Annotated in this window: 26 protein-coding genes; 12 read left to right on the forward strand and 14 right to left on the reverse strand. The window is 69.4% G+C overall.

What is annotated here, in order from left to right:
* Positions 1-14 precede the first annotated feature (14 nt).
* The 14 genes from EIY87_RS00130 to EIY87_RS00190 form a co-directional block, all read right to left on the reverse strand.
* Positions 15-443 (reverse strand): hypothetical protein, encoded by a 429-nt coding sequence (locus EIY87_RS00130; RefSeq protein ID WP_125305560.1) that lies wholly within the window; start codon positions 441-443, stop codon positions 15-17.
* 372 nt (positions 444-815) lie between these two features.
* Positions 816-1,124: a hypothetical protein gene (locus tag EIY87_RS00135; RefSeq protein ID WP_125305561.1), complete on the reverse strand. Its 309-nt coding sequence runs from the start codon at positions 1,122-1,124 to the stop codon at positions 816-818.
* A gap of 219 nt (positions 1,125-1,343) precedes the next feature.
* A complete protein-coding gene (locus EIY87_RS00140) occupies positions 1,344-2,030 on the reverse strand; it encodes an HNH endonuclease family protein (protein WP_125305562.1) in 687 nt (228 codons plus the stop codon).
* A gap of 17 nt (positions 2,031-2,047) precedes the next feature.
* The gene (locus tag EIY87_RS00145) at positions 2,048-2,452 is read right to left on the reverse strand and encodes a hypothetical protein (RefSeq protein WP_125305563.1); all 405 of its coding nucleotides are present in this window, start codon (positions 2,450-2,452) and stop codon (positions 2,048-2,050) included.
* Positions 2,449-2,958, reverse strand: coding sequence for an ATP-binding protein (locus tag EIY87_RS00150; RefSeq protein ID WP_125305564.1), 510 nt, complete (start codon positions 2,956-2,958; stop codon positions 2,449-2,451). The genes EIY87_RS00145 and EIY87_RS00150 overlap by 4 nt, the downstream gene beginning before the upstream one ends.
* A 97-nt stretch (positions 2,959-3,055) precedes the next feature.
* Positions 3,056-4,051, reverse strand: coding sequence for a DUF6919 domain-containing protein (locus EIY87_RS00155; RefSeq protein WP_125305565.1), 996 nt, complete (start codon positions 4,049-4,051; stop codon positions 3,056-3,058).
* A 241-nt stretch (positions 4,052-4,292) separates the two neighbouring features.
* Positions 4,293-4,475, reverse strand: a complete 183-nt coding sequence (locus EIY87_RS00160) for a hypothetical protein (protein WP_125305566.1) — start codon at positions 4,473-4,475, stop codon at positions 4,293-4,295.
* A 31-nt stretch (positions 4,476-4,506) separates the two neighbouring features.
* On the reverse strand, positions 4,507-4,956 hold the full coding sequence (locus EIY87_RS00165) for a hypothetical protein (RefSeq protein ID WP_125305567.1): 450 nt from the start codon (positions 4,954-4,956) through the stop codon (positions 4,507-4,509).
* Between the two features lie 15 nt (positions 4,957-4,971).
* Positions 4,972-5,172 carry a hypothetical protein gene (locus tag EIY87_RS00170; RefSeq protein ID WP_125305568.1) on the reverse strand — a complete coding sequence of 67 codons (201 nt, stop codon included), beginning with the start codon at positions 5,170-5,172 and terminating at the stop codon, positions 4,972-4,974.
* Between the two features lies 1 nt (position 5,173).
* Positions 5,174-5,623, reverse strand: coding sequence for a hypothetical protein (locus EIY87_RS00175; protein WP_125305569.1), 450 nt, complete (start codon positions 5,621-5,623; stop codon positions 5,174-5,176).
* A gap of 129 nt (positions 5,624-5,752) precedes the next feature.
* Complete coding sequence (locus EIY87_RS00180) at positions 5,753-7,177, reverse strand: hypothetical protein (RefSeq protein WP_125305570.1); 1,425 nt, start codon at positions 7,175-7,177, stop codon at positions 5,753-5,755.
* A 289-nt stretch (positions 7,178-7,466) separates the two neighbouring features.
* Entirely contained in the window at positions 7,467-7,643 is a 177-nt protein-coding gene (locus tag EIY87_RS47510; protein WP_158641264.1) for a hypothetical protein, read from the reverse strand.
* 107 nt (positions 7,644-7,750) lie between these two features.
* Complete coding sequence (locus tag EIY87_RS00185) at positions 7,751-8,704, reverse strand: GNAT family N-acetyltransferase (protein WP_125305571.1); 954 nt, start codon at positions 8,702-8,704, stop codon at positions 7,751-7,753.
* Positions 8,701-9,495 (reverse strand): GntR family transcriptional regulator, encoded by a 795-nt coding sequence (locus EIY87_RS00190; protein ID WP_125305572.1) that lies wholly within the window; start codon positions 9,493-9,495, stop codon positions 8,701-8,703. Before EIY87_RS00190 ends, EIY87_RS00185 begins: the two co-directional genes overlap by 4 nt.
* 216 nt (positions 9,496-9,711) lie before the next feature.
* Here EIY87_RS00190 and EIY87_RS00195 point away from each other — a divergent pair, with 216 nt between their 5' ends.
* The 12 genes from EIY87_RS00195 (at position 9,712) to EIY87_RS00250 (ending at position 17,593) form a co-directional block, all read left to right on the forward strand.
* Positions 9,712-10,110 (forward strand): hypothetical protein, encoded by a 399-nt coding sequence (locus EIY87_RS00195; RefSeq protein ID WP_125305573.1) that lies wholly within the window; start codon positions 9,712-9,714, stop codon positions 10,108-10,110.
* Positions 10,107-10,397, forward strand: coding sequence for a WhiB family transcriptional regulator (locus EIY87_RS00200; protein WP_125305574.1), 291 nt, complete (start codon positions 10,107-10,109; stop codon positions 10,395-10,397). The genes EIY87_RS00195 and EIY87_RS00200 overlap by 4 nt, the downstream gene beginning before the upstream one ends.
* Positions 10,397-10,987: an RRQRL motif-containing zinc-binding protein gene (locus tag EIY87_RS00205; RefSeq protein ID WP_191983889.1), complete on the forward strand. Its 591-nt coding sequence runs from the start codon at positions 10,397-10,399 to the stop codon at positions 10,985-10,987. Before EIY87_RS00200 ends, EIY87_RS00205 begins: the two co-directional genes overlap by 1 nt.
* Positions 10,984-11,247: a hypothetical protein gene (locus EIY87_RS00210; protein ID WP_125305575.1), complete on the forward strand. Its 264-nt coding sequence runs from the start codon at positions 10,984-10,986 to the stop codon at positions 11,245-11,247. The genes EIY87_RS00205 and EIY87_RS00210 overlap by 4 nt, the downstream gene beginning before the upstream one ends.
* A 1-nt stretch (position 11,248) precedes the next feature.
* Entirely contained in the window at positions 11,249-11,479 is a 231-nt protein-coding gene (locus EIY87_RS00215) for a hypothetical protein (RefSeq protein WP_125305576.1), read from the forward strand.
* 12 nt (positions 11,480-11,491) lie between these two features.
* Positions 11,492-11,875 carry a hypothetical protein gene (locus EIY87_RS00220; protein WP_125305577.1) on the forward strand — a complete coding sequence of 128 codons (384 nt, stop codon included), beginning with the start codon at positions 11,492-11,494 and terminating at the stop codon, positions 11,873-11,875.
* On the forward strand, positions 11,872-12,096 hold the full coding sequence (locus EIY87_RS00225) for a hypothetical protein (RefSeq protein WP_125305578.1): 225 nt from the start codon (positions 11,872-11,874) through the stop codon (positions 12,094-12,096). The genes EIY87_RS00220 and EIY87_RS00225 overlap by 4 nt, the downstream gene beginning before the upstream one ends.
* Entirely contained in the window at positions 12,093-13,229 is a 1,137-nt protein-coding gene (locus EIY87_RS00230; RefSeq protein ID WP_125305579.1) for a hypothetical protein, read from the forward strand. Before EIY87_RS00225 ends, EIY87_RS00230 begins: the two co-directional genes overlap by 4 nt.
* Before the next feature lie 85 nt (positions 13,230-13,314).
* The gene (locus tag EIY87_RS00235; protein ID WP_125305580.1) at positions 13,315-13,578 is read left to right on the forward strand and encodes a hypothetical protein; all 264 of its coding nucleotides are present in this window, start codon (positions 13,315-13,317) and stop codon (positions 13,576-13,578) included.
* A 68-nt stretch (positions 13,579-13,646) separates the two neighbouring features.
* Positions 13,647-15,962 carry a hypothetical protein gene (locus EIY87_RS00240; RefSeq protein WP_125305581.1) on the forward strand — a complete coding sequence of 772 codons (2,316 nt, stop codon included), beginning with the start codon at positions 13,647-13,649 and terminating at the stop codon, positions 15,960-15,962.
* A 387-nt stretch (positions 15,963-16,349) separates the two neighbouring features.
* Entirely contained in the window at positions 16,350-17,192 is an 843-nt protein-coding gene (locus tag EIY87_RS00245; protein WP_125305582.1) for a ParA family protein, read from the forward strand.
* 2 nt (positions 17,193-17,194) lie between these two features.
* Entirely contained in the window at positions 17,195-17,593 is a 399-nt protein-coding gene (locus tag EIY87_RS00250; protein WP_125305583.1) for a hypothetical protein, read from the forward strand.
* The last annotated feature ends 266 nt before the right edge of the window (positions 17,594-17,859 follow it).

Below are 17,859 nucleotides of genomic sequence, written 5' to 3' on the forward strand. Positions count from 1 at the left end.
TCCATAAGATTGTCTTATCCCATATCTTGCTCCGCCGGTGTGCGGGCTTCACGCGGCAGGAGCAGCCCGACCCACAGCGGTCCGAGCGCAGCGAAGAAGCCGCCGAAGAGCGCACCGAACGCCGGACTTGCCGGGTGCATCCGGTGAAAGCCGAGGGCTGCGTACACACCGACGAACACCGCACCCAGCAGCAGCGTCGCGCGCAGCGACCCCGGAGGACGAGATCCAGCGCGCAGGATGCTCAGCCCGGCGAGCGCGGCCAGGTGCAGCGTGGTGCCGCCGGCGTAGGCGATAACCGGCGTCATCGGGGGCTGGGCGTGCACGAGGAACCCGCCGATGTAGACGCTGGCAAGCGCTCCAGAGAGCAGCACCAATGCGGCGCTGGTGATGATCGGCTGGCGTATCGACGACGGGGTGGCCTCGGCGGCTTCGGCGGTCTCCACGAGCGGCCACGGTACGCACCCGGACGTCGGGGCCTCGATCGAGCGAACCGCGGCCGCGATCGTCAACCGCCGCCGACGGAGGTCGGCTTTCCTATGGAAAGCCCTATCTTGCTCCCGGGCCGGTTCGCCGCGGCGGCGAAATGTTGTGTTGTCGGGTTTCTCCCCTCCTGTGAGTCTGGTACACCGGCGGATCCCCTGGCAACCGTGTCACCGCAGCTCACACGGCTGCCCGGTCGGGGATCGGGGGATCCGGCTTAAGCGGTCCCCGGAAGACGAGGCGGATCGGCGGGGTCGGCGGCCCCCTGGTTGGCGAGACGACAACGGCGGGGGCCGGCGCTGTGGCCGGCCCCCGCCGTCTTGGTGCTGCAGCTGCTACACGTTCCGGCTGGGCGCAGCCTCCCACCGCGTCTGGGGCGGCGCGGGTGGCTGGACGCTCAGCGGCACGAGCCGGTACAGCTCGCGGTCGGGGTCGACGCCGGGCTTGGGGTGCTCGGGGTAGCCGTAGTGGACGCCACCGCGGTCGACCCACTTGATCCAGCCGCGGTTGTTGCGCCAGGCGTTGTCCTTCACGGCCTGCTTGGTCTGGTCGAGGTCGGTGTAGACGTGGGCCCAGTATGTCGTGTGGGGCTTCGGCTCGGGGTCGGTGTGGTCCTCGACGAGGTACACCGTCTGGTCGGTCAAGGCGAGTTGGTTCCTCTCGGGTTCGTTGCAAGTGGTGGTGCGCCGGCGGGGACCGCGTTCAACACGCCGCGTGCTGCCGCGCCGCGGGTCAGCGGCAGCACGGGCAGCTGCCGCAGTGCACCGTCTGGCCTTCGCCAGCGTGCCAGCAGTCCAGGCAGGTCTTGTCTCCCATGGGGTTCACCTCCGCTCGGCGTAGCCGTTGCTGGGGCTTCTTTCGGGTCAGCAGCGCCGGAGCAGGCCGGCGAGGGCGTCGTGTTCGGCCGGGTCGACGCTCATCGCGTACCGGTGTTTGACCTCGATCCAGTGGCTCGCGTAGCCGCAGCGGTCGAGCGCGGGCAGCCAGCGCGCCGGGTCCTGGTCCCCTTTGGCGCGGTTGGTTTTCGCGGTCACCGCGATCAGCAACGCGGTGTCGTTGGCGAAACGCTCGCGTTGCGCGCTGGTCCACGCGCGGGTTCCGGAGCGGGCGGCTTCGCCGAGCGGGACCAGGTGGTCGATGTCGAGCCGGGCCGGATCGGTGACGGTGACGCCGTCGTAGGGGCTGGTCCAGCGGTTGCCGTGGCCGCTGAAGGGCGCGCAGGTGACGGGGTCATGGGCGACCGGGCCGCCGCCGTCGTGCTGACCTTGGGTGTTGAGGACCAGTTCGCGGGTGTCGCAGCCGCGGCCGGCAGCGGGTTGGGCGATCCAGTGCTTCCAGTCCTCGCGGTGGTAGTGCGCGCCGGTGTCTTCGACCGCGACGCGCAGCGTGGCCAGCAGCGCGGTGGCCGCGGCGGGGCTCGTCGACGGGCTGGTGGCCACCGCGGCCGGGTCGCTCGTCGACGTCGTGGTGGCGTAGCCGGGGTAGCAGGCGGCGGTCAGACTGGCCGCCAGGACGACGGCGGGCAGCAGCTTCCGATGCAGCTGGGGCATAGGGCTGTTCTCCCTGGTCACGCGGGGGTGGATGTTTGGAGGTTGGCGAGCCGGGTGAGCAGGCCGGCGATGTTCTTGCGGGCGATGGCGCGACCGAGCTCGGTGCGGATGCGCGTGACGACGTCGACGTCCTGGAGCTCATCGAAGGTGGCCACGACCAGCACGGGAACGCCGCTGGGGGCGCGGCCGCGGGCGGTGAGCCGCACCGTGGTATCGCTGTCGTGGAACTTGCCGAGAACGACGTCGACGAAGGTCAGCAGCTCGGTGAAGCGGGCCAGCCGCGGCGCGGGGGCCGGCCCTTCGAGTTCGACCTGCAGCGCGTGGCCCTGGCCGCCGGGACCGGGCACGCTGTCCACGACCAGCGGACCGAGCCTCAGCTCGTTGAGCATTCCGGCGATGTCGAGCAGGGCGGGATCCGTCATGACGAAGCTTCCTCCGGGGCTGCGGTGGTGTGTTCGGTGACGTGGGCGAAGCCTTCGCCGAGCAGGTCGGCGACGGTGAGGGCGGCGACGCGGGCGGCCATGCCGTCGACGACGTCGGCGGGCACGGGCCGTTCGCGGGCGGCGTTGCGCTCGTGGGCGACCGCCGGCGGAGTCCGCACGATCACGGCAACGACCGGCGTCTGGTGGGCGGCGGCGATCGCGAGCCAGTTCGAGCGTTCCCGCGCGGTCGTCGAGGTCGCGTCGATGGTGACCTCGAACCCACGGGCGAGCAGCTGGTCGACGTGGTGGAAGGCCCAGGCGAGCGCCCTGGTCGTGGCGCTCTGGTCGTGGGCGTCGACGCCGAAGCGGGCGCGGGCGTCGTCGAGCGACACCCGCACACCCCAGCGCCCGGCCGTCAGCTGGGCCTGGCAAAGGGTGGTCTTGCCGGATCCGGGCGGCCCGACCAGCACCCGCAGCAGCGGAGTTTCGTCGTGTGCGCTGGTCATCGGCCCTGTCCCTGCTGCTCGGCTTCCTGCTTCTTGCGCTGCAGCTCTTCCTGCTGGCGCTGGAGATCGCTATGCCAGGCACCGGAGTCGTTGGTGGTCATCGGCGCACCTCCGTGGTCCACGGGTCGTCCCAGCTGGTCGGCATGCGCAGGACCTGGGCGTGGGTGGCCAGCAGCTGGATGATCTGGCTGCGGGTCTGGTCGGCCGGGAGGGCGGAGGCCAGCAGATCCGGAGCCCGGTCGACGTCGGCCAGCAGCGGAAGGTCCTGCTCGTGGACCGGCCATCGGATCGCGCCACCGGAGTTGACGCCGGTCGGGTTGAGGATGAGCACGGCTCGCTGCTCGTGTGTCGGCTCGGCGTGGTCGGCCACGAACGCGGTGGCGCGAGGTGTGGCCGCGAGCGCGGCGAGCAGCTGGGTGATCAGGCGCTGGTCGGCGCGGCGGGGGTCGAGCTCGGCGATCAGGCTGCCCTGCTCGTCGGCCCACTCGTCGAGCAGCTCCCACAGCCGCGAGCTGTCGCGGTAGTCGAGGTCGACGATGGTGAGCTGCGCGGCGTGGGTGACCGCGGCGACCGCGGTGCGGCTACACAGGCCGCCGTAGCCGACGACGCTGGAGCGCAGGTCGCGGGCGGTTCGGAAGCCGCCGAATCCGGTCATCACCAGGCCTTCGCGCAGGGTGACCGGCGTCCACGGCTCCAGCGGCCGCCGGTGGCGCCGGACCAGCGCGGCCGGCGGGTGCAGCACGACGGTGAGCCCGTGGTCGCGGGCCCGGTCGGCCAGCGCGGCCGCGCGATGTTCCTCGAGGAAGCCTTCGACGGCGGCCCGCTGGGACCAGGTGGCGCCGTCGTAGCCGGTGCAGGGGTTCATGCCGGGCTGGGACGCGGCGGTGAGGAACCCGGCGCGGTTGACGCGGGCGAGGGTGACGATCAGCGGCTCGGTCTCGGGGTCCGGGCCGTAGCCGGGCTGGTAGCCGGGCTGGGAGCCGACGGTGTCCTCCAGCCAGTCCGCGGTGACACGACCGAGGTCGAGCAGGGTTTCGGCCGCCAGCCAGCGTCGGCGGTCGGCCTTCGAGACGCGGTTGAGAAGGGGCATCATGAGACTTGTTGCTCCGTTCTGGGATGGACGGGGTGGCGAACCCGGGTGGGCGGCTCGTTCTTGGTCGGAGGGGCCACCCACCCGGGGTGTCAGAGGTGGCGCCGGGCGTTGTCGTAGACGCAGCCGTGCCCGAAGCAATTGCCGTTGCTGTTGGCCGGGTGGCCATTCGGGCAGGTCTGGGGTTCGTTCTTCGGCACGAAGAGCTTCCTTTCGAAGGTTGGGTTTTCCGAGGGGTTGAGGGTCAGCGCGGGTGGGCGGAGCCGTAGAGGCGGAAGCAGGGTCGCTCGTCCAGCTCCTGCCGGGACTGAGCGTGCGGGCCGCACATTCGGTCGCCCGCGTAGGTGGTGGTGGCGGGGGCGGAGCAGCACGAGCAGGTGTCGGAGTTGGTGTTGTCGGAGTTGCTGTTGCTGCTCTTGCCGAACATGACTTGTTCCTCCAAATAGGACGGTGCCGGTTCAGTTGAAGTGGCGGCCGCCGAGGTGGCCGTCGGTGGCGAGTTTCTTGGCGAGCCGGTCGATGCGCCCCCAGTTGCTGCTGATGACGGTTCGGGCCATGGCCTGGTGTTTGGCCTGCGAAACGGAGCCGTGGCGGCGGAGGCCGCGGTAGTTGCTGAGGTCCGATTCCGAGCACTGGCGGGACCAGCGAAGGGCCTGGCCGCGCCACATTCCGGCGTTGCGCTGCACCCAGGCGGCGCCGGCCTCCAAGCCGCCGAAGAACACGGCGAGCGCGCCGTCGACCTGCTTCTGGTCGGTCATGTCCGGTTCGGCGTGCTGGGTCTGGCCGGCGTCGCCGTTGATCCAAAGCTTCACGACCTTGATGCCGTACTTGCTGCAGACCATGGCGTGGCCGACCTCGTGCGCGGCCAGGGCGAGGATCTCGGCTTCCTCAGCGGTGTACTTCGGCACGGCGTTGACCTCGTTTCAGCTGTTCACGACGAAGTTGGCGACAACGCCGGCGATCGTGGCCGTGTTCATCACCGTCACGTCGGCGGCGGTGCACTCGGGGCCGGCGGCCGCCGCGGTGGGCTCGCTGCGCCGACGGGAGCGGGCCCGGTCGTTGCGTTCGAGGGCCTCGCCGGCGGCGGCCCACTCTTCGCGCAGCTGCTGCAGACGGCGGCCCACGTCAGCACTCCTCGCCGACGACCCGGGCGAACTCGTCGAGCTGGGCCTCGTCCATGCCCGCGGCGGACTGGCCCGACTTCGCGGCCTCCTTGATCCGGCGCAGCCGGTAGGACACCGCGCTCTTGCCGGACAGCTCCAGCGCGCTGGCCAGCCGTTCCAGCGCGATCTTCTTCTCCGCGCACCGCGAGAGAACGCGTTCCTCCTGGCCCTCGATAACCATCCGGACCAGGTGCAGGTGCAGCAGCAACGTGTAGAGGTCGTCCTCGTCCTCGTCAAGCAGCGGATCGCGCCCGTCGACGTCCCGGTGGCGCAGCGCCTCGACCAGGCCCTGCAGCCGCGACATCAGCACCGCCACTGCGGGCCGGTCGTTCTCGACGTCCACGGTGACCGTGACCTCGGCCGGCTTGCCCATCGGCAGCCACGTCGGCAGGTAGTTCGACCAGTGATTCACCAAAACTCCTCAGTCGTGTTGGTTATGTTCGTTATAACCAACATGATGGTACAAGATTCTGTTCTGGACCAAGGTCCAATCGGGTGAACCGGGTACGTATAGGGCGTTATACGTGTTTGACCTGCGCGCTTACCGCCGTCGATGAGCAGACCCGCCGATGCGACCTTCCTCAGCTGCCCGTTGACGAGCACGTTCCAGGACTCGCAGGCGCCGCTCGACAGGGTCAAGGCCGGCGAATTCGTCGTCGGCGCCAGCGTCGGGCCGGACGGTCGCCACGACGGGTGCGCTGCGATGTGCCTTGGCGATCAGCTGCTGCTGTAGCGATGTTCGGAGCTCGCGGGTCACACGGGCTTCGGCGAGCATCTCGCGGACCTCCGCGACCGCCGCGACCCGCGCCGCGTCGGCTCGCTGCTCGGTTGCCAGCTCGGCGGCGCACTTGCGGCCGTACGCGGTGATCGCCTCGGGCGTGAAGACGTGGATCTTCTCGATCGCGCGACCATGAACCTCCTGGCCAAGGCGCCGGGAGAAGGCCTCGTCCTCGCGCCGAGCGCGAACGGCGCGACGGCCGGGCAGAGGCCTGCCGTGGTCGTCGAGCCAGGCGGACAACCGGCTGCGAACCCAGCCCGTCGGGTGTATAACGGCGTACTCAGCGTGGCCTGATTCGGTACCTGACCAGCCGGTCGGGCGGTAGCGCATAGCCCAGACGATGCACCGATTCGTCCAGCCAGCACGCCACCAGCGGCGGCAAACCGCACGGATGGCCTTCGGACTCATCCGACCCAGGACGGGGTGCTCACGACGCAGCTCAGCGGCAGCAGCGAGCATCTCACCCCGGCTGGTCGGGACCTTCATCGCGAACCCGCCAGCCTGCTTCTCGTCGATGCGGCCGCGAAGCGGCTCAATCTTGGGCTCTTCCAGTCCGGAAAGCGGCGCTGACCTGTGGAAAAGTTCGCTCGCGCGCGTACGTAGGTAACCAACTTCGATCTTTAACTCTAGAAGATCAAAAGACCAAGAAGGGGTCCAGTTTTTCTCCCCAGCTGCCCTGAGCAGCGCAATCTTCTCCCGCAGCTCGGACAGCGTCGTCAGGTAGCGACGGTGCCGTTCCTGGGGCTCCAGCTGCTCCGCAGCGGCGGGGACCAGGAGGCCGTAGACGGCCGCGCGGTTGCCTTCGATCGGGCTGGCCATGGGCCGGAACTGCGGGGTGCTGCCGGGCTCGATGCGGTCGATCCAGCCCAGGATCCACAGCTGGCGCAGCCAGGCGGCGAGCGTGGAGCGCCCCCAGCCGGTGGCGGCCTGCAGGCGGGCCCAGGTCGGCCAGGCCTCGGCGGTGGACCAGTCGGCCCAGTTCCGCAGCGTCTCCACGAGGATCCGGAGACGGCGCTGAGCGTCCCGGCGCAGCTGCTGCAGCCACGGCACGGCGAGCAGCAGCTTGGCCCACTCGGTGGGCCCGTCAGCGGGCCGGACGGGCACCGCGGCGGCCGGAGGGGCGCCGGCCTCGGCGGCCGCGACCTTCCCACCGAACTGCAGCCAGCAGCGGCCGCACAGCGTCGCCATCTCCGGGCTGGTGAAGCGCAGCGGCAGGTCACGCCGCAGCTCAGCAGCGACGTTTCCGCAGGTAAAGCAGGGTAGGTCGGCGCGCCTCTGGTGCGCACCGGACCCAGGGCTTATTCTGGGCACACGAAATCCCTTGCGGAAGGGTGAATGGCCCGGCTGGTAACCGGGCCGCCTGAGCGGCGATCGGGCTGGTAACCCGAAACCGATCAGTACGGATGACGGCGACTGGCAGGTCGCCCGAAGCGAACGACGAGGCGAGCGGCTGGCAACCGCGGCGCCTCGTCTTTATTTATGCGGTCATCAGCTGCTCCTGGATCGGGAAGTCGTAGCTGACCTCGATGCCCTGCTCTTGCAGGTGCTCGGACACGAGGCGGGCACAGAAGTCGTTGAAGTCCATGCCGTGAGCCTGGGCGTACTGCTCCGCAGCCTCGGCCAGCGGAACCGCCAAGCGCAGCTGTTTACGCACGCGCGGCCCCTTTGAGGGCCTGCCGGTCTTCCGACGTTCCTCCATGCTGGCCGTTCTATCGTTTTGGACGGCCGAAAGGTGGGAGACACGCCGCTGTCCCGAGCAGATCACTGCTGGTCACCAAGGCCCTTGTCAGCGACGACCTCGACGTGTTCGTGATCGCCACTGAGCCGGACCAGGTACGCGTGTCCGGGGCGGAGTGTGGCCGGCCTCAGCTGCTCTGGCCAAGCTTCGACGAGCGGGCTGCCGTAGCCGTAGTGAAGGCGCCAGCCGGTTCCCGGATCGAACAGCACGACGGGCTTGCTCGGGGTGATGCAGAGGGGACGGGGGATCGACGGCCGGAGTGATGGGGCGGCGGCCGACGTCGAGTTCGGCATGGTATCCAGACCGGCAACCGGCCAACTTGCTACTCGCCGGGTTCCCGGATCGACGTCGGTCGGGTTTCCGCGCGCGTCTTCGACGGTTTCGCGGATCTGGGGCAGCTCGAGACGTTCACTGGGAAGTCGGACGACGGGAGCGAGCTGGTTCTCGGTGCTGATCTCCTTGATGCCCTCGTCGCTGGTCCACTGCTCGAACAGCGCGCCAGATCGACGTCCGGGAACTTCGACGGTACGCAGGTGCTGGGCGCCGAGGGACCGGTAGTAGTCCTGCAGACCGCGGTTGGTGCGCCAGACGTCCCAGCGGATCAGGTTCACACCGTGCTCCCGAGCGTATTCCGCGGACCAGCTGATCAGCAATTTGCCGAGACCGTGACCTTTCCACTGAATCGCTGTTGCGAGTTTGGAAAGGTAATAGGCTGGCTGCGCTATTTCGCGCGAGCTCCAGAAGTCCGAATCCGCCACCGTGTTTGTCGTAAGCGTGGCCACGGCCATGTCCGCCGCGTCCCGCAACAGCCAGGTGAACCCCTGCGCGATCGCGTCCTGCATCAGCGGCTTGAACTCCCGGGTGCTCCACTGATCGGAGCCGCGTTCGTGCAGCCATGCTGTGCGCTGGTCGAGCAGGTCCATGACGATCGAGAGTTCGTCGGCCTTCGCTCGGGCCATGCGGAACGGTCTGCTCACAGCTCTTTGGTGTCCTTCCTGGTGGACTCGATAATGTCGAGCGCCGAGCGGTCTCCTTGTTCCCAAAGCAGCCGATTTCTTTGACCTAGGCGCAGGTATTTAGTCACGCGAGTGATTCGCTTTTTTGTGGCGGCGGTGCGGATCTGCACGATGAGGGGACTGCCAACCGGAATGGCGAGGACCTGGGCTTCGTCGGCGTCTGCGGTGTCGTCGAATACCTCGTCGAGGTGTGCGATCTCCTCGTGGCCGGCGGTCTTGAGTGCCCGGATCGTGCCTTGCGGAAGGTCGTGCTCGACGTCTAGGCCGACTTCTTCGGCGAGGTCGCGGGGGTAGTAGCTGGTTTCGATCGACCACGGCTCGTCGTTGAGCATCTGCCGGATCTCGCGCACGATCACCGGCTGAGTCGGGTCGCCTCCCAGACGGGCTGCGATGTCGGCCGGTGGGATCTCGACGCGTCGTTCGAAGACCTTCTTCGGGTTGCGTCCGGCTCGGTGCGCGATCTCGGTGAAGGCGTCCTCGCCGGACGCTCGGCGATCGGCGCGGATGGCCATGTTCGCGTAGATGTCGGTGCGGCCGCGCTGCCGAACGATCGTGCCGCGGCGTCCCTGGGTGTAGCCGGTGTAGACGTAGCCGCGGTTGGCCAGCTGCTCGATGCCTTGGCGCACCGTGATGCGGCTGGCGTTGAACCGCTTCTCCAGCTCGGGGATGCGCGGGAGTAGCTCGCCTGGTTGCCAGGTGCCGTCGTCGATTTCGGCGGCGAGCACCTGCGCGATGCGTTCGTACGTGTGCATCTTCTGGCTCCTGAGCTTGTTGGTTATGGCCAACTTAGCCGACCTCCCTTGACAACGTCGTTGAACCTGTTGATCATAACCAACATAACCAAGACAAAACTTGGACACAAGCTGGACACAAAGTGGGCCCCCGCCGGAGGCGACCGACGAGGGCCTGAACAGGTCAGACGACGTTAGGAGCCCGACCCGATGTATGACGTTATCGCAGGTGAAGCGGTGGGATTGGCCGGTCTGCTGGTGCGTTCAGCTGAACCGGTGGTGCAGGTGACCTCCCATGTCGAAGTGGATCTTGAGCCGTACGGCGACGCCGAGCTGAGCGACGAGCAGCTGCTCGCCCACGCCCGGATGGAGCTGCAGGCGGCGCAGCTGGAGCGGACCCGCGGTCAGCTTCGCGGCGAGGCCGGTCCCGGGCCGGTGCTCGGTTCGTACCGGCGGCCGGTGATCGACGCTCTCGACGAGGTGCTGGCGGGGTTCGACACCCAGATCGACGTCTACGCGGACCTGACGGACGCGGTGCTGCCGGGGACGTGGCCGGCGCGCAACGAGCTGGAGGTCCGTCGGGAGCGGCGGACCACGGCCCGGGTGCTGCGCAACGCGATCGGGGGTGTCGCGTGAACACCACCAGCAGCGATTGGCGTGAGGCGTCGGCGTGCTCGACGGCCAATCTGATCAACATCGCGCCGGAGATCGCGGGCCGCCAGGCCGACGTGTTCTTCCCGGTCGGCTCGACGTCCAGCGCCCGCAACCAGCGAGTGATCGCGCAGGCCAAGGCCGTGTGCGCGCAGTGCCCGGTCCGGTCCGAGTGCCTGGCCGACGCGCTGGACGCGGGCCTGGACGACGGTGTGTTCGGCGGCCTGACCGCCGAGGAGCGGCGCCAGCTGACCCGGCCGGTGGTGGCGTGATGGGCCGCCGGCTGGGGTCGCTGCGCCTGGCCTCGGTGCCGTGGTCGCAGGACCAGGAGTTCATCTACGGCACCCACGAGGGCCTGCCGCTGCTCAAGCGCAACACCGCCCCGCGCGACGTGCTGGCGACGTACCGGCAGCTGCGGGCCCGCGGGCTGCGCCCGGGCGGCAAAGACCCGGTCGCGGTGCTGATCACGAAGCACCCAGCGAGCGGGAAGACGAACTTCTCGTCGCTCTGGCAGATCAGCGAGTGCGTGCCGATGCGGCCGATGACGCCGGCGAAGCGGGCGTCGATCGCGAAGGCCACCGCGGCGCGGCGGGTGTGCCGGGACTGCGGTGAGCAGGGCTGGAAGGACCTGCCGGTCGCGTTCGGCCGACGCTGCGAGGCCTGCCGCTCCGCCCTCGGTCTCTACGACGAGGCGATGCACGAGGTGCTGGTCGGGGAGCCGACGCTGTCGGCCGCCGAGCACGCCGAGCTGGACCAGGCGCTCGTCGACGAACGCGCCGCGGCCGCCGCGGTCATCCCGCTGCAGCGTCGGGCCGGGGTCCCGACGTCGGCCTCGTTTCGCGGGGCGGTGATCGCGGCATGACCGGCCTCCTGGAGCTGCAGCTGCTCGCCGCGACCCGGCCGGCACTCGACGCTTCGATCGAGCTGAGCACCGCCTGGTACCGGGCGAAGGCCCGGACCCTCATCGAGCTCGCGAACGAGAACGAGCAGGTCGGCCGCGACGGCAGCCGAATGCGGGCCCTGGCCCGCGCCGCCCACCAGCACGCCGAGGAGCTCGCCCTCAAGGCCGCAGCCCTCGCCATCCCCGCGGCCCGCGCCGCCACTGACCACGAGGTGATCTGACATGTCCGCCTTCGACGTCCTCGACAAGTTCGGCACCGCCGCCCTGCTCAAGTTCTTCGCCGCCGTGGCGATGTTCGTGCTGCTCCACGTGCTGCGGATCCCGGTCTACCTGCTCGCGAAGCTGCTGGAGCTCGGGATGGTCCGCATCGACAAGCACCTGGCCGGCTCCGTCGCCGCGGCCCCGCCGACGCGGCCGCACAACGACTTCTTCGCCTCCCGCACCGCCGCCTGAAAGGACACACCGATGAGCAAGAACTCGCTGCCCACCACCGCCCGCAAGGCCGTGAACGAGGCCAACCTGACCGGCCTGGACAAGGTCGTGTCCTATGTCGGCTGGCACATCCTCGAGCTGCTCGGGGTGATCGGCGTCGTCGTGCTGGCCAGCATCTTCACCGGCTGGCTGCTGTGGCTGGCCCTGGTCCCGATCGGCTACGCCGTCTACGGCGACGTCGAGCTGCACCTCAACAACAAGGGCGAGCGCGAGCGTCGCGCCGTCGAGGCCGCCCGGGCCCGCAAGGCCGCCGAGGACGACGTCGCGATCGACCTCGACGCCCTCCAGGACGAGGCCGCCAGCCCGGCCGCCGAGCCGACCAAGCCCGCCCCGGAGAAGGGGGCGCAGTCGGCATGAGCGAGCTCGGACCGATCAGCCGGGCGGCGACAACCTGGACCGCGGTGTTCGTGGTCGCCGCCACCAACGAGTGCGTGACCGTGGGCAGCTGGGACAGCCCGGACGCGCTCACCCGGTGGGCACGGGACCCGTGGTTCCGCGGCCGCGCCCGCTTCGAAGGCATGGCCCCGCTCATCCACCCGACCGACTTCACCGCTGAGCTGCAGAAAGGCACGCGATGAGCACCTACCGCGAGGAGAAGCGGGCCGACCGGCGGCTGGAGGTGCAGCTGGCCGCCGAGGCTCAGCTGGCCACGACGCAGGCTCGGATCGCTGAGCGGCGCGCCGTGGGTGAGCAGCGTCGGCTGGACCAGGCCGCGGCCCGCGAGCAGGACCGCAAGGACCGCGACGAGCGACGGGAGACCTGGGCCAAGCGCTGGAAGACGCTGCAGACCTGGAGCGCCACCCACTTCATCCACCTGCTGTTCGTCCCGGTGATCGGCGTTCCCGCGATGCTGTCGTGGACCGCCATGGCCGCCTACGGCAGCGAGGTGTTCGGCCCGATCGGCTGGGGCCTGCCGGCGTTCAGCGAGGCCGCCGCCTGGGTGTTCGCCGCGGCGAACACCATCACCCGCCACCGGCACCCGGGAGCGCCGACCTGGCACCTGCAGACCGGAACCTGGCTGTTCGCCGCGGTGGCCGCCGTTCTGAACTTCGTGCACGGCGCCGCCGGCACTGCGCACGAGGCCGGGCGCCTGGACTTCGGCGTGGTGATGGCGCTGGTGTCGGTCGCCGGGGTGATCGCGCACCAGCTGATCACCGCGGGTCCCCGCGGTACCCGGGAGGAGCGCGCCGACGCCCGGATCCGCCGCCAGGCCGCCAAGCGCGAGTTCGCGGTCCGGCGGGCGGCCACTCGCGTCGCGGTCGCCGAGCTCGACGAGCACGGACAGGCTCGGCTGGTCTACCGCCCGGGGACGGTGACGCTGCAGCGCCGATTCGTCCGCAGGGCACAGCTGGTCGACGCTGTGGTTCCCGCCGCCCCGATTCCGGTTCCCGACCTCGCCGACACCCTCGACGACGAGATCACCGAACTGCTGGACAGCACCGTCGCGACCGAGATCCGGAACAGCCTGGGAACAGCGGAAACGGTCTCCGACGACGTCGTCGAGCTGGCCGGTTCCGGCGCCCGGGATCCGCGGTTCCCGGAGCTGCTGGCCACCGCCCGCGAGGCCATCAACGACGGCCGGCTGCCGAAGCGCCCGACCCGTCGCCAGGTCCGTGAGTTGCTGGGCTGCCGGACCCAGGTCGCCGGCGCGGTCCGCAAGGTCCTGATCGACCACGACGACGACGGCCCCACGACCGCGGCCGTCGCCTGAGCAGCCGGGTGGCGGCCGCGCCTCCGACCCACGGCCGCCACCCGGTACCACCCCGCTCGACCAGCCGCCTCGAAGGAGAAAACCCATGTCAGACGCTTACACCGACCTCAGCGCCGCCTGGGTTCTCGGCGGGGTCCCCAGCCAGGGCAAGACCGCCGCGATCCGCGCCCTCTCCTTGACGCCCGGCACCTCCGTCGAGGTCGTCGACTCGAAGGCCGGCCTCGACGGGGGCCGGTTCGCCCACCTGGAGTTCCCGGTCGACGCCGAGGACACCGCCCGCCTCCTCGAGGAGACCGTCCACGAGATCGGCGCTCGGCGTCGGCTGCTGGCCGCTCTTCCCCGCCCCTGACCCCTTCGCTTTCCCGCCTCGACACCACACGGAGCCCGCACAGCATGTCCAGCCACCAGGAGACCGTCATGGACGAACAGAACGTCGTCTACCTGCCCTCGGCGGGCCGTGCCGTGCCCGCCACCGACACCACCGGTTCCGGCCCCGGGAACACCCCGGGAACAGCGGAAACAGCGCTTGCGGTCGCCGACGAGGCGATCGACGCGGAACTGGTTCCCGAGGAGGAGAACGCCGAGATCGACCGACGTCTCGCGCAGGCGCGGGTGCTGCGCCTGCGCGAGGCGTCCGCGGCCACGGCCGTCGTCATCAAGCGCCGAGTGCAGGAGGCCGAACGCCCGAAGCGCGTCGCCGTCGGCGCCGGGCGTCACACCGCGCGCGCCGGCTTCTACGCCGCCCGCGGTGGCGCCTCCTGGGCCCAGCGAGCCGGGGACGCGATGACCCACGGCGTGGTGCGCCGGCAGATCCGGATCGCGGAGGTCAGCGGCGACAAAACCCTGCTCGCCGAGTGGACGGACCGGCTCAACACGCTCAAGGACGCGCGCCGGACCCGCCTACAGGAGCTGCCGAAGACGGTGTGGTCGCTGATCAAGGCGGGCCTGATCGCGATCACCGTGCTGGCCGGGATTCTGCTGGTCAGCGGCGTGACCATGCAGTTCGTGCCGGGCGGGCAGGACTTCGTCGGATTCTTCGAGACCGTCGGCGCGGTGCTGTCGGTGATGGGCGAGATCCTCAACTGGGCCCTGATCATCGGCCTGTGGGGCGCCGTTCCGGCCTTGCTGATGGCGGCCTGGCGCGAGGGCCGGCGGGCCGTCGACCGGACCCCGGGCTGGATGCTCAGCCCTGAGCAGCGGATGAACCTCGACGCTGAGATCACCCCCGGCCTGATCACCCAGGCACTGGCCAACATGGGCGACACGGCCATCAACAAGATGGTCAAGGCCGGAGAACGGTTCGAGTTCGTCACCGACCCGCGCACCCAAGGCGATGGCACGTTTGTGCAGGTCAGGCTGCCGGTTGGGACGAACGCAAAGAAGCTGATCAAGACCGACGAGAAGGTCGAGCTGCTGGCCGGCAACCTGGGCCGGTTTAAGCACGAGGTGTGGCCCTCGACCAGCCCGGAGAAGGGCGCCGACGCCCGGGTGCTGGACATCTGGATCGCCGACAAGGGCGCGCTGGACAGGCCGGTCCCGCCGTCGCCGCTGGCCGGCCCGGAGTTCGGGGCGGTCGACGTGCACCGCGACGCTATGCCGTGGGGCCTGACCCCTCGTGGGGACACGATCGAGGTCGGCATGCTTCGCCGACACTGGCTGGTCAGCGGCGTCTCCAAGCAGGGCAAGACGGCCTCGTTCCGGGCCCTGGCGCTGTGGCTGGGGCTGGACCCCACTACCGAGCTGCGGATCGCGGACCTCAAGGGTGTCGGCGACTGGGCCATGTTCGAGGGCATCGCCACCACGCTGATCCAGGGCTCGAACGACGCGAACGTCGAGGCCACCTGCGTGATGCTCGAAGACGCGGTCGCCGAGATGGACCGGCGGATGGAGCGCTGGCTGCACTCCGGCGGCAAGGGCGACATTCCCCGGGAGGTCAGCCGCAAGAAGGGCTCCGGCTTCCACCCGCTGTACGTCATCGTCGACGAGGTCCAGGTGCTCTACGGCGCCGGCGACGGCATCGGCGGCAGCAAGGACGACGCCCGGGCCTGGCGCGCGGCGAAGAAGATCCACGACCAGGGCCGGGCGGTGGACGTCCACCTGCTGCAGGCCACCCAGCGCCCAACCGACCGGACGCTTCCGGTGCTGGTCAGGGAGGGTGCGCACGTCCGGGCCAGCCTGTTCGTGCCGAACGAGTCCACCGCGCGGATGGCGCTCGGCGACGTCGCCGACATGGGCGCCCGCCCGCAGTCGCTGCGTCAGGGCACCGACGCCGGGACGGTGGTCCTGACCGGCGCGGACGACGTGATTCCGCAGGGCGCGAGCCACGTCATCACCCGCACCCACTACATCTCGACCGAGAACGCCTACGGCATCGCCGAGCGGGCGAAGGAGATCCGCAAGCGCGCCGGCCGCGAGGTCGAGGTGTTCGACGCGCCGGATCAGATCGAGACCCGCGACCTGCTCAACGACGTCGCCTCGACCATGCGGGACGGCGAGAAGGTGCGCTCCAGCTGGCTGCTGCAGCAGCTGAAGGAGCAGTGGCCGGACCACTACGGTGCCCTGTCGGCGCAGAAGTTCGCCGCCGCTCTGGAGAAGGAGAAGGTGGAGATTAAGACACGCTCCGTAGATGGCACGCCCGGTCAGCGCGCGGTCGTCGAGGCCGACGTGCTCGCTGCGATCAAGGCTCGCAACGAGGCCGCGAAGCAGGCCAACGACCCCTCCGATGAGGGCTGAAAACCGGCCTTTGAACAGCCCCGAAGCTGATCTGCTTCGGGGCTGTTCTCTGCTTCGCCGCAGGTCAGACCCCATTTACGCGCGAAGCAGACGATGAAGCACGTGCGTCAGCGCATCGGCAGTGCTTCGCTCTCTGCTTCGCCGAACCATCCTCGCGAAACACGCTCTCGTCGCAGTGTCGAACCACGCCATACGCTGCCGCTCCAGCGTTGCGGACAGTAGCGACGGCGAGACGCCACGTTCAGGTGTCACGGACGTCCGCACCCCCCATCCGAGCAGTTTTCTGAACCCCGCCCGTGACTCCCGGACGCAACGGAGTTAAGTTCTTAACGCTCATCGTTAAGCGCGTAACGCCTTAACGCTCGCAAGCTTGGGAGGAGTGCTCGTGTGAGCTATCGACTCGCTGTGTGCAACAACAAGGGTGGTGTCGGGAAGACGAACGAGGTCATCAACCTGGCCGTCTTCCTCGTCACGCTCTTCATGCTCCGTGTTCGCATCGTCGATCTCGACCCGCAGGCCGACTCGTCTGCCGCGCTCGGCTTCGAAGTCAAAGACGAAGAAGACGCTCCGAGCATCTATGACGCCATCACCGATGCGTATCAGCGGCAGCGCTTGGTTACCGGCACAGCGGCGAAGGCGATCCAGGCGTGCCGCTGGGACGTTCCTTGGCGTGACAAGTTGACGTTCATCCCCTCACGCTTCGATCTCGAAGAAGCGAACGCGGTCGCCCCGAATCTCGACCACTACCTGCGTCTGCGTGCCGCGCTTGAGGGAACCGACGACGACGTCGACGTCACCTTGTACGACTGCCCGCCCTCGCTGGGTGTCCTTCCGCAGATGGCGTGGGCCGACGCGGACGACGTCATGCTCGTGACGCAGCCGTCTTTCCGCTCCTACCGCGGCCTCAAGCGAACCGAGGCGCAGCTCTACTACGTCCGGGACAAGCTGCTCGTGCCCGATCTCGACATCGTCGGGTTCGTCATCAACGCGGTTCGCGAGCAGACGACGAACCACCAGCACTGGTCGAAGCGGATCATCAACGAGTTCGGCGAGAACAGGCACTGGGGCACCGTCCCGCTGCGCGCGACCCTCTCCCGTCTCGACGACCAGCTCAAGCCGGTGGCGTTCCTCGACGACGGCGCCGAGAAGGCCGCGCTGACCGCGCACTACGAGCCGATCGCCCGCCGAATCCATCAGCTGGCCACCACCACCATCAACCAGGAGATCTGATCATGGCCAAGGACGACGAATACCCCGATGGCGGCGGCTCGGTCCCCGGCGGCGAGCAGCGCACCCGCCGACGCGGCTCGCTACCCGGCGCTGACGACAAGCCGGCCCCGCCCCCGCTGTCGACCACGCCAGCCGCCGGCGGTGACGGCGATCTGGAGATGACCGAGAAGCAGCAGCTGGCCAACGCCAAGGTCTGGGGCCTGCGGATCTCCGAGGCGCACTACGACACCGGCCGGACGATGACCAGCGTGCTCGGCGCTCGCTACAAGCTGGACCAGCGCCAGGTCGGCGAGCTGATCGTGCAGTTCCTCGTCGAGCACCGGTTCGCGTTGGACGAGTACGTCGCCAAGCAGGCCGGCCCCGCGGTCGATCTGGACTTCTTCACCCGGCCGCGGGGATGAGGTCCGGGCGCCAGGTCTGAACACGAGCAGGGACGGCTGGGACGGGTTCGCGTGAACCTGTCCCAGCCGTCCCTGAGTCGTCTCTGGAGCGGCTTTCAACCGCGGCCGCCGGAAACCTACCCGGCAGGGGTGTGGGTGTCGCGGTAGAGCTGCAGCAGCCCGTCGAGGCCGGCGGTCTCCAACAGCAGCTCGACGAGCGGGTCCGCGGGCGGAACGGACTCGTCGTTGAGGGACTCGGCAATCCGGCTCAGCGCGCTCACGGGGAT

This window comes from Amycolatopsis eburnea (assembly GCF_003937945.1).
Classification (GTDB): domain Bacteria; phylum Actinomycetota; class Actinomycetes; order Mycobacteriales; family Pseudonocardiaceae; genus Amycolatopsis; species Amycolatopsis eburnea.

Coding starts and splice junctions, on each gene's coding strand:
- EIY87_RS00140 (WP_125305562.1), bottom strand. CDS start 2,030: ATGCCCCAGCTGCATCGGAAGCTGCTGCCCGCCGTCGTCCTGGCGGCC.
- EIY87_RS00145 (WP_125305563.1), bottom strand. CDS start 2,452: ATGACGGATCCCGCCCTGCTCGACATCGCCGGAATGCTCAACGAGCTG.
- EIY87_RS00150 (WP_125305564.1), bottom strand. CDS start 2,958: ATGACCAGCGCACACGACGAAACTCCGCTGCTGCGGGTGCTGGTCGGG.
- EIY87_RS00155 (WP_125305565.1), bottom strand. CDS start 4,051: ATGATGCCCCTTCTCAACCGCGTCTCGAAGGCCGACCGCCGACGCTGG.
- EIY87_RS00160 (WP_125305566.1), bottom strand. CDS start 4,475: ATGTTCGGCAAGAGCAGCAACAGCAACTCCGACAACACCAACTCCGAC.
- EIY87_RS00180 (WP_125305570.1), bottom strand. CDS start 7,177: ATGGCGACGCTGTGCGGCCGCTGCTGGCTGCAGTTCGGTGGGAAGGTC.
- EIY87_RS00190 (WP_125305572.1), bottom strand. CDS start 9,495: ATGCACACGTACGAACGCATCGCGCAGGTGCTCGCCGCCGAAATCGAC.
- EIY87_RS00205 (WP_191983889.1), top strand. CDS start 10,397: ATGGGCCGCCGGCTGGGGTCGCTGCGCCTGGCCTCGGTGCCGTGGTCG.
- EIY87_RS00210 (WP_125305575.1), top strand. CDS start 10,984: ATGACCGGCCTCCTGGAGCTGCAGCTGCTCGCCGCGACCCGGCCGGCA.
- EIY87_RS00215 (WP_125305576.1), top strand. CDS start 11,249: ATGTCCGCCTTCGACGTCCTCGACAAGTTCGGCACCGCCGCCCTGCTC.
- EIY87_RS00220 (WP_125305577.1), top strand. CDS start 11,492: ATGAGCAAGAACTCGCTGCCCACCACCGCCCGCAAGGCCGTGAACGAG.
- EIY87_RS00225 (WP_125305578.1), top strand. CDS start 11,872: ATGAGCGAGCTCGGACCGATCAGCCGGGCGGCGACAACCTGGACCGCG.
- EIY87_RS00230 (WP_125305579.1), top strand. CDS start 12,093: ATGAGCACCTACCGCGAGGAGAAGCGGGCCGACCGGCGGCTGGAGGTG.
- EIY87_RS00235 (WP_125305580.1), top strand. CDS start 13,315: ATGTCAGACGCTTACACCGACCTCAGCGCCGCCTGGGTTCTCGGCGGG.
- EIY87_RS00240 (WP_125305581.1), top strand. CDS start 13,647: ATGGACGAACAGAACGTCGTCTACCTGCCCTCGGCGGGCCGTGCCGTG.
- EIY87_RS00250 (WP_125305583.1), top strand. CDS start 17,195: ATGGCCAAGGACGACGAATACCCCGATGGCGGCGGCTCGGTCCCCGGC.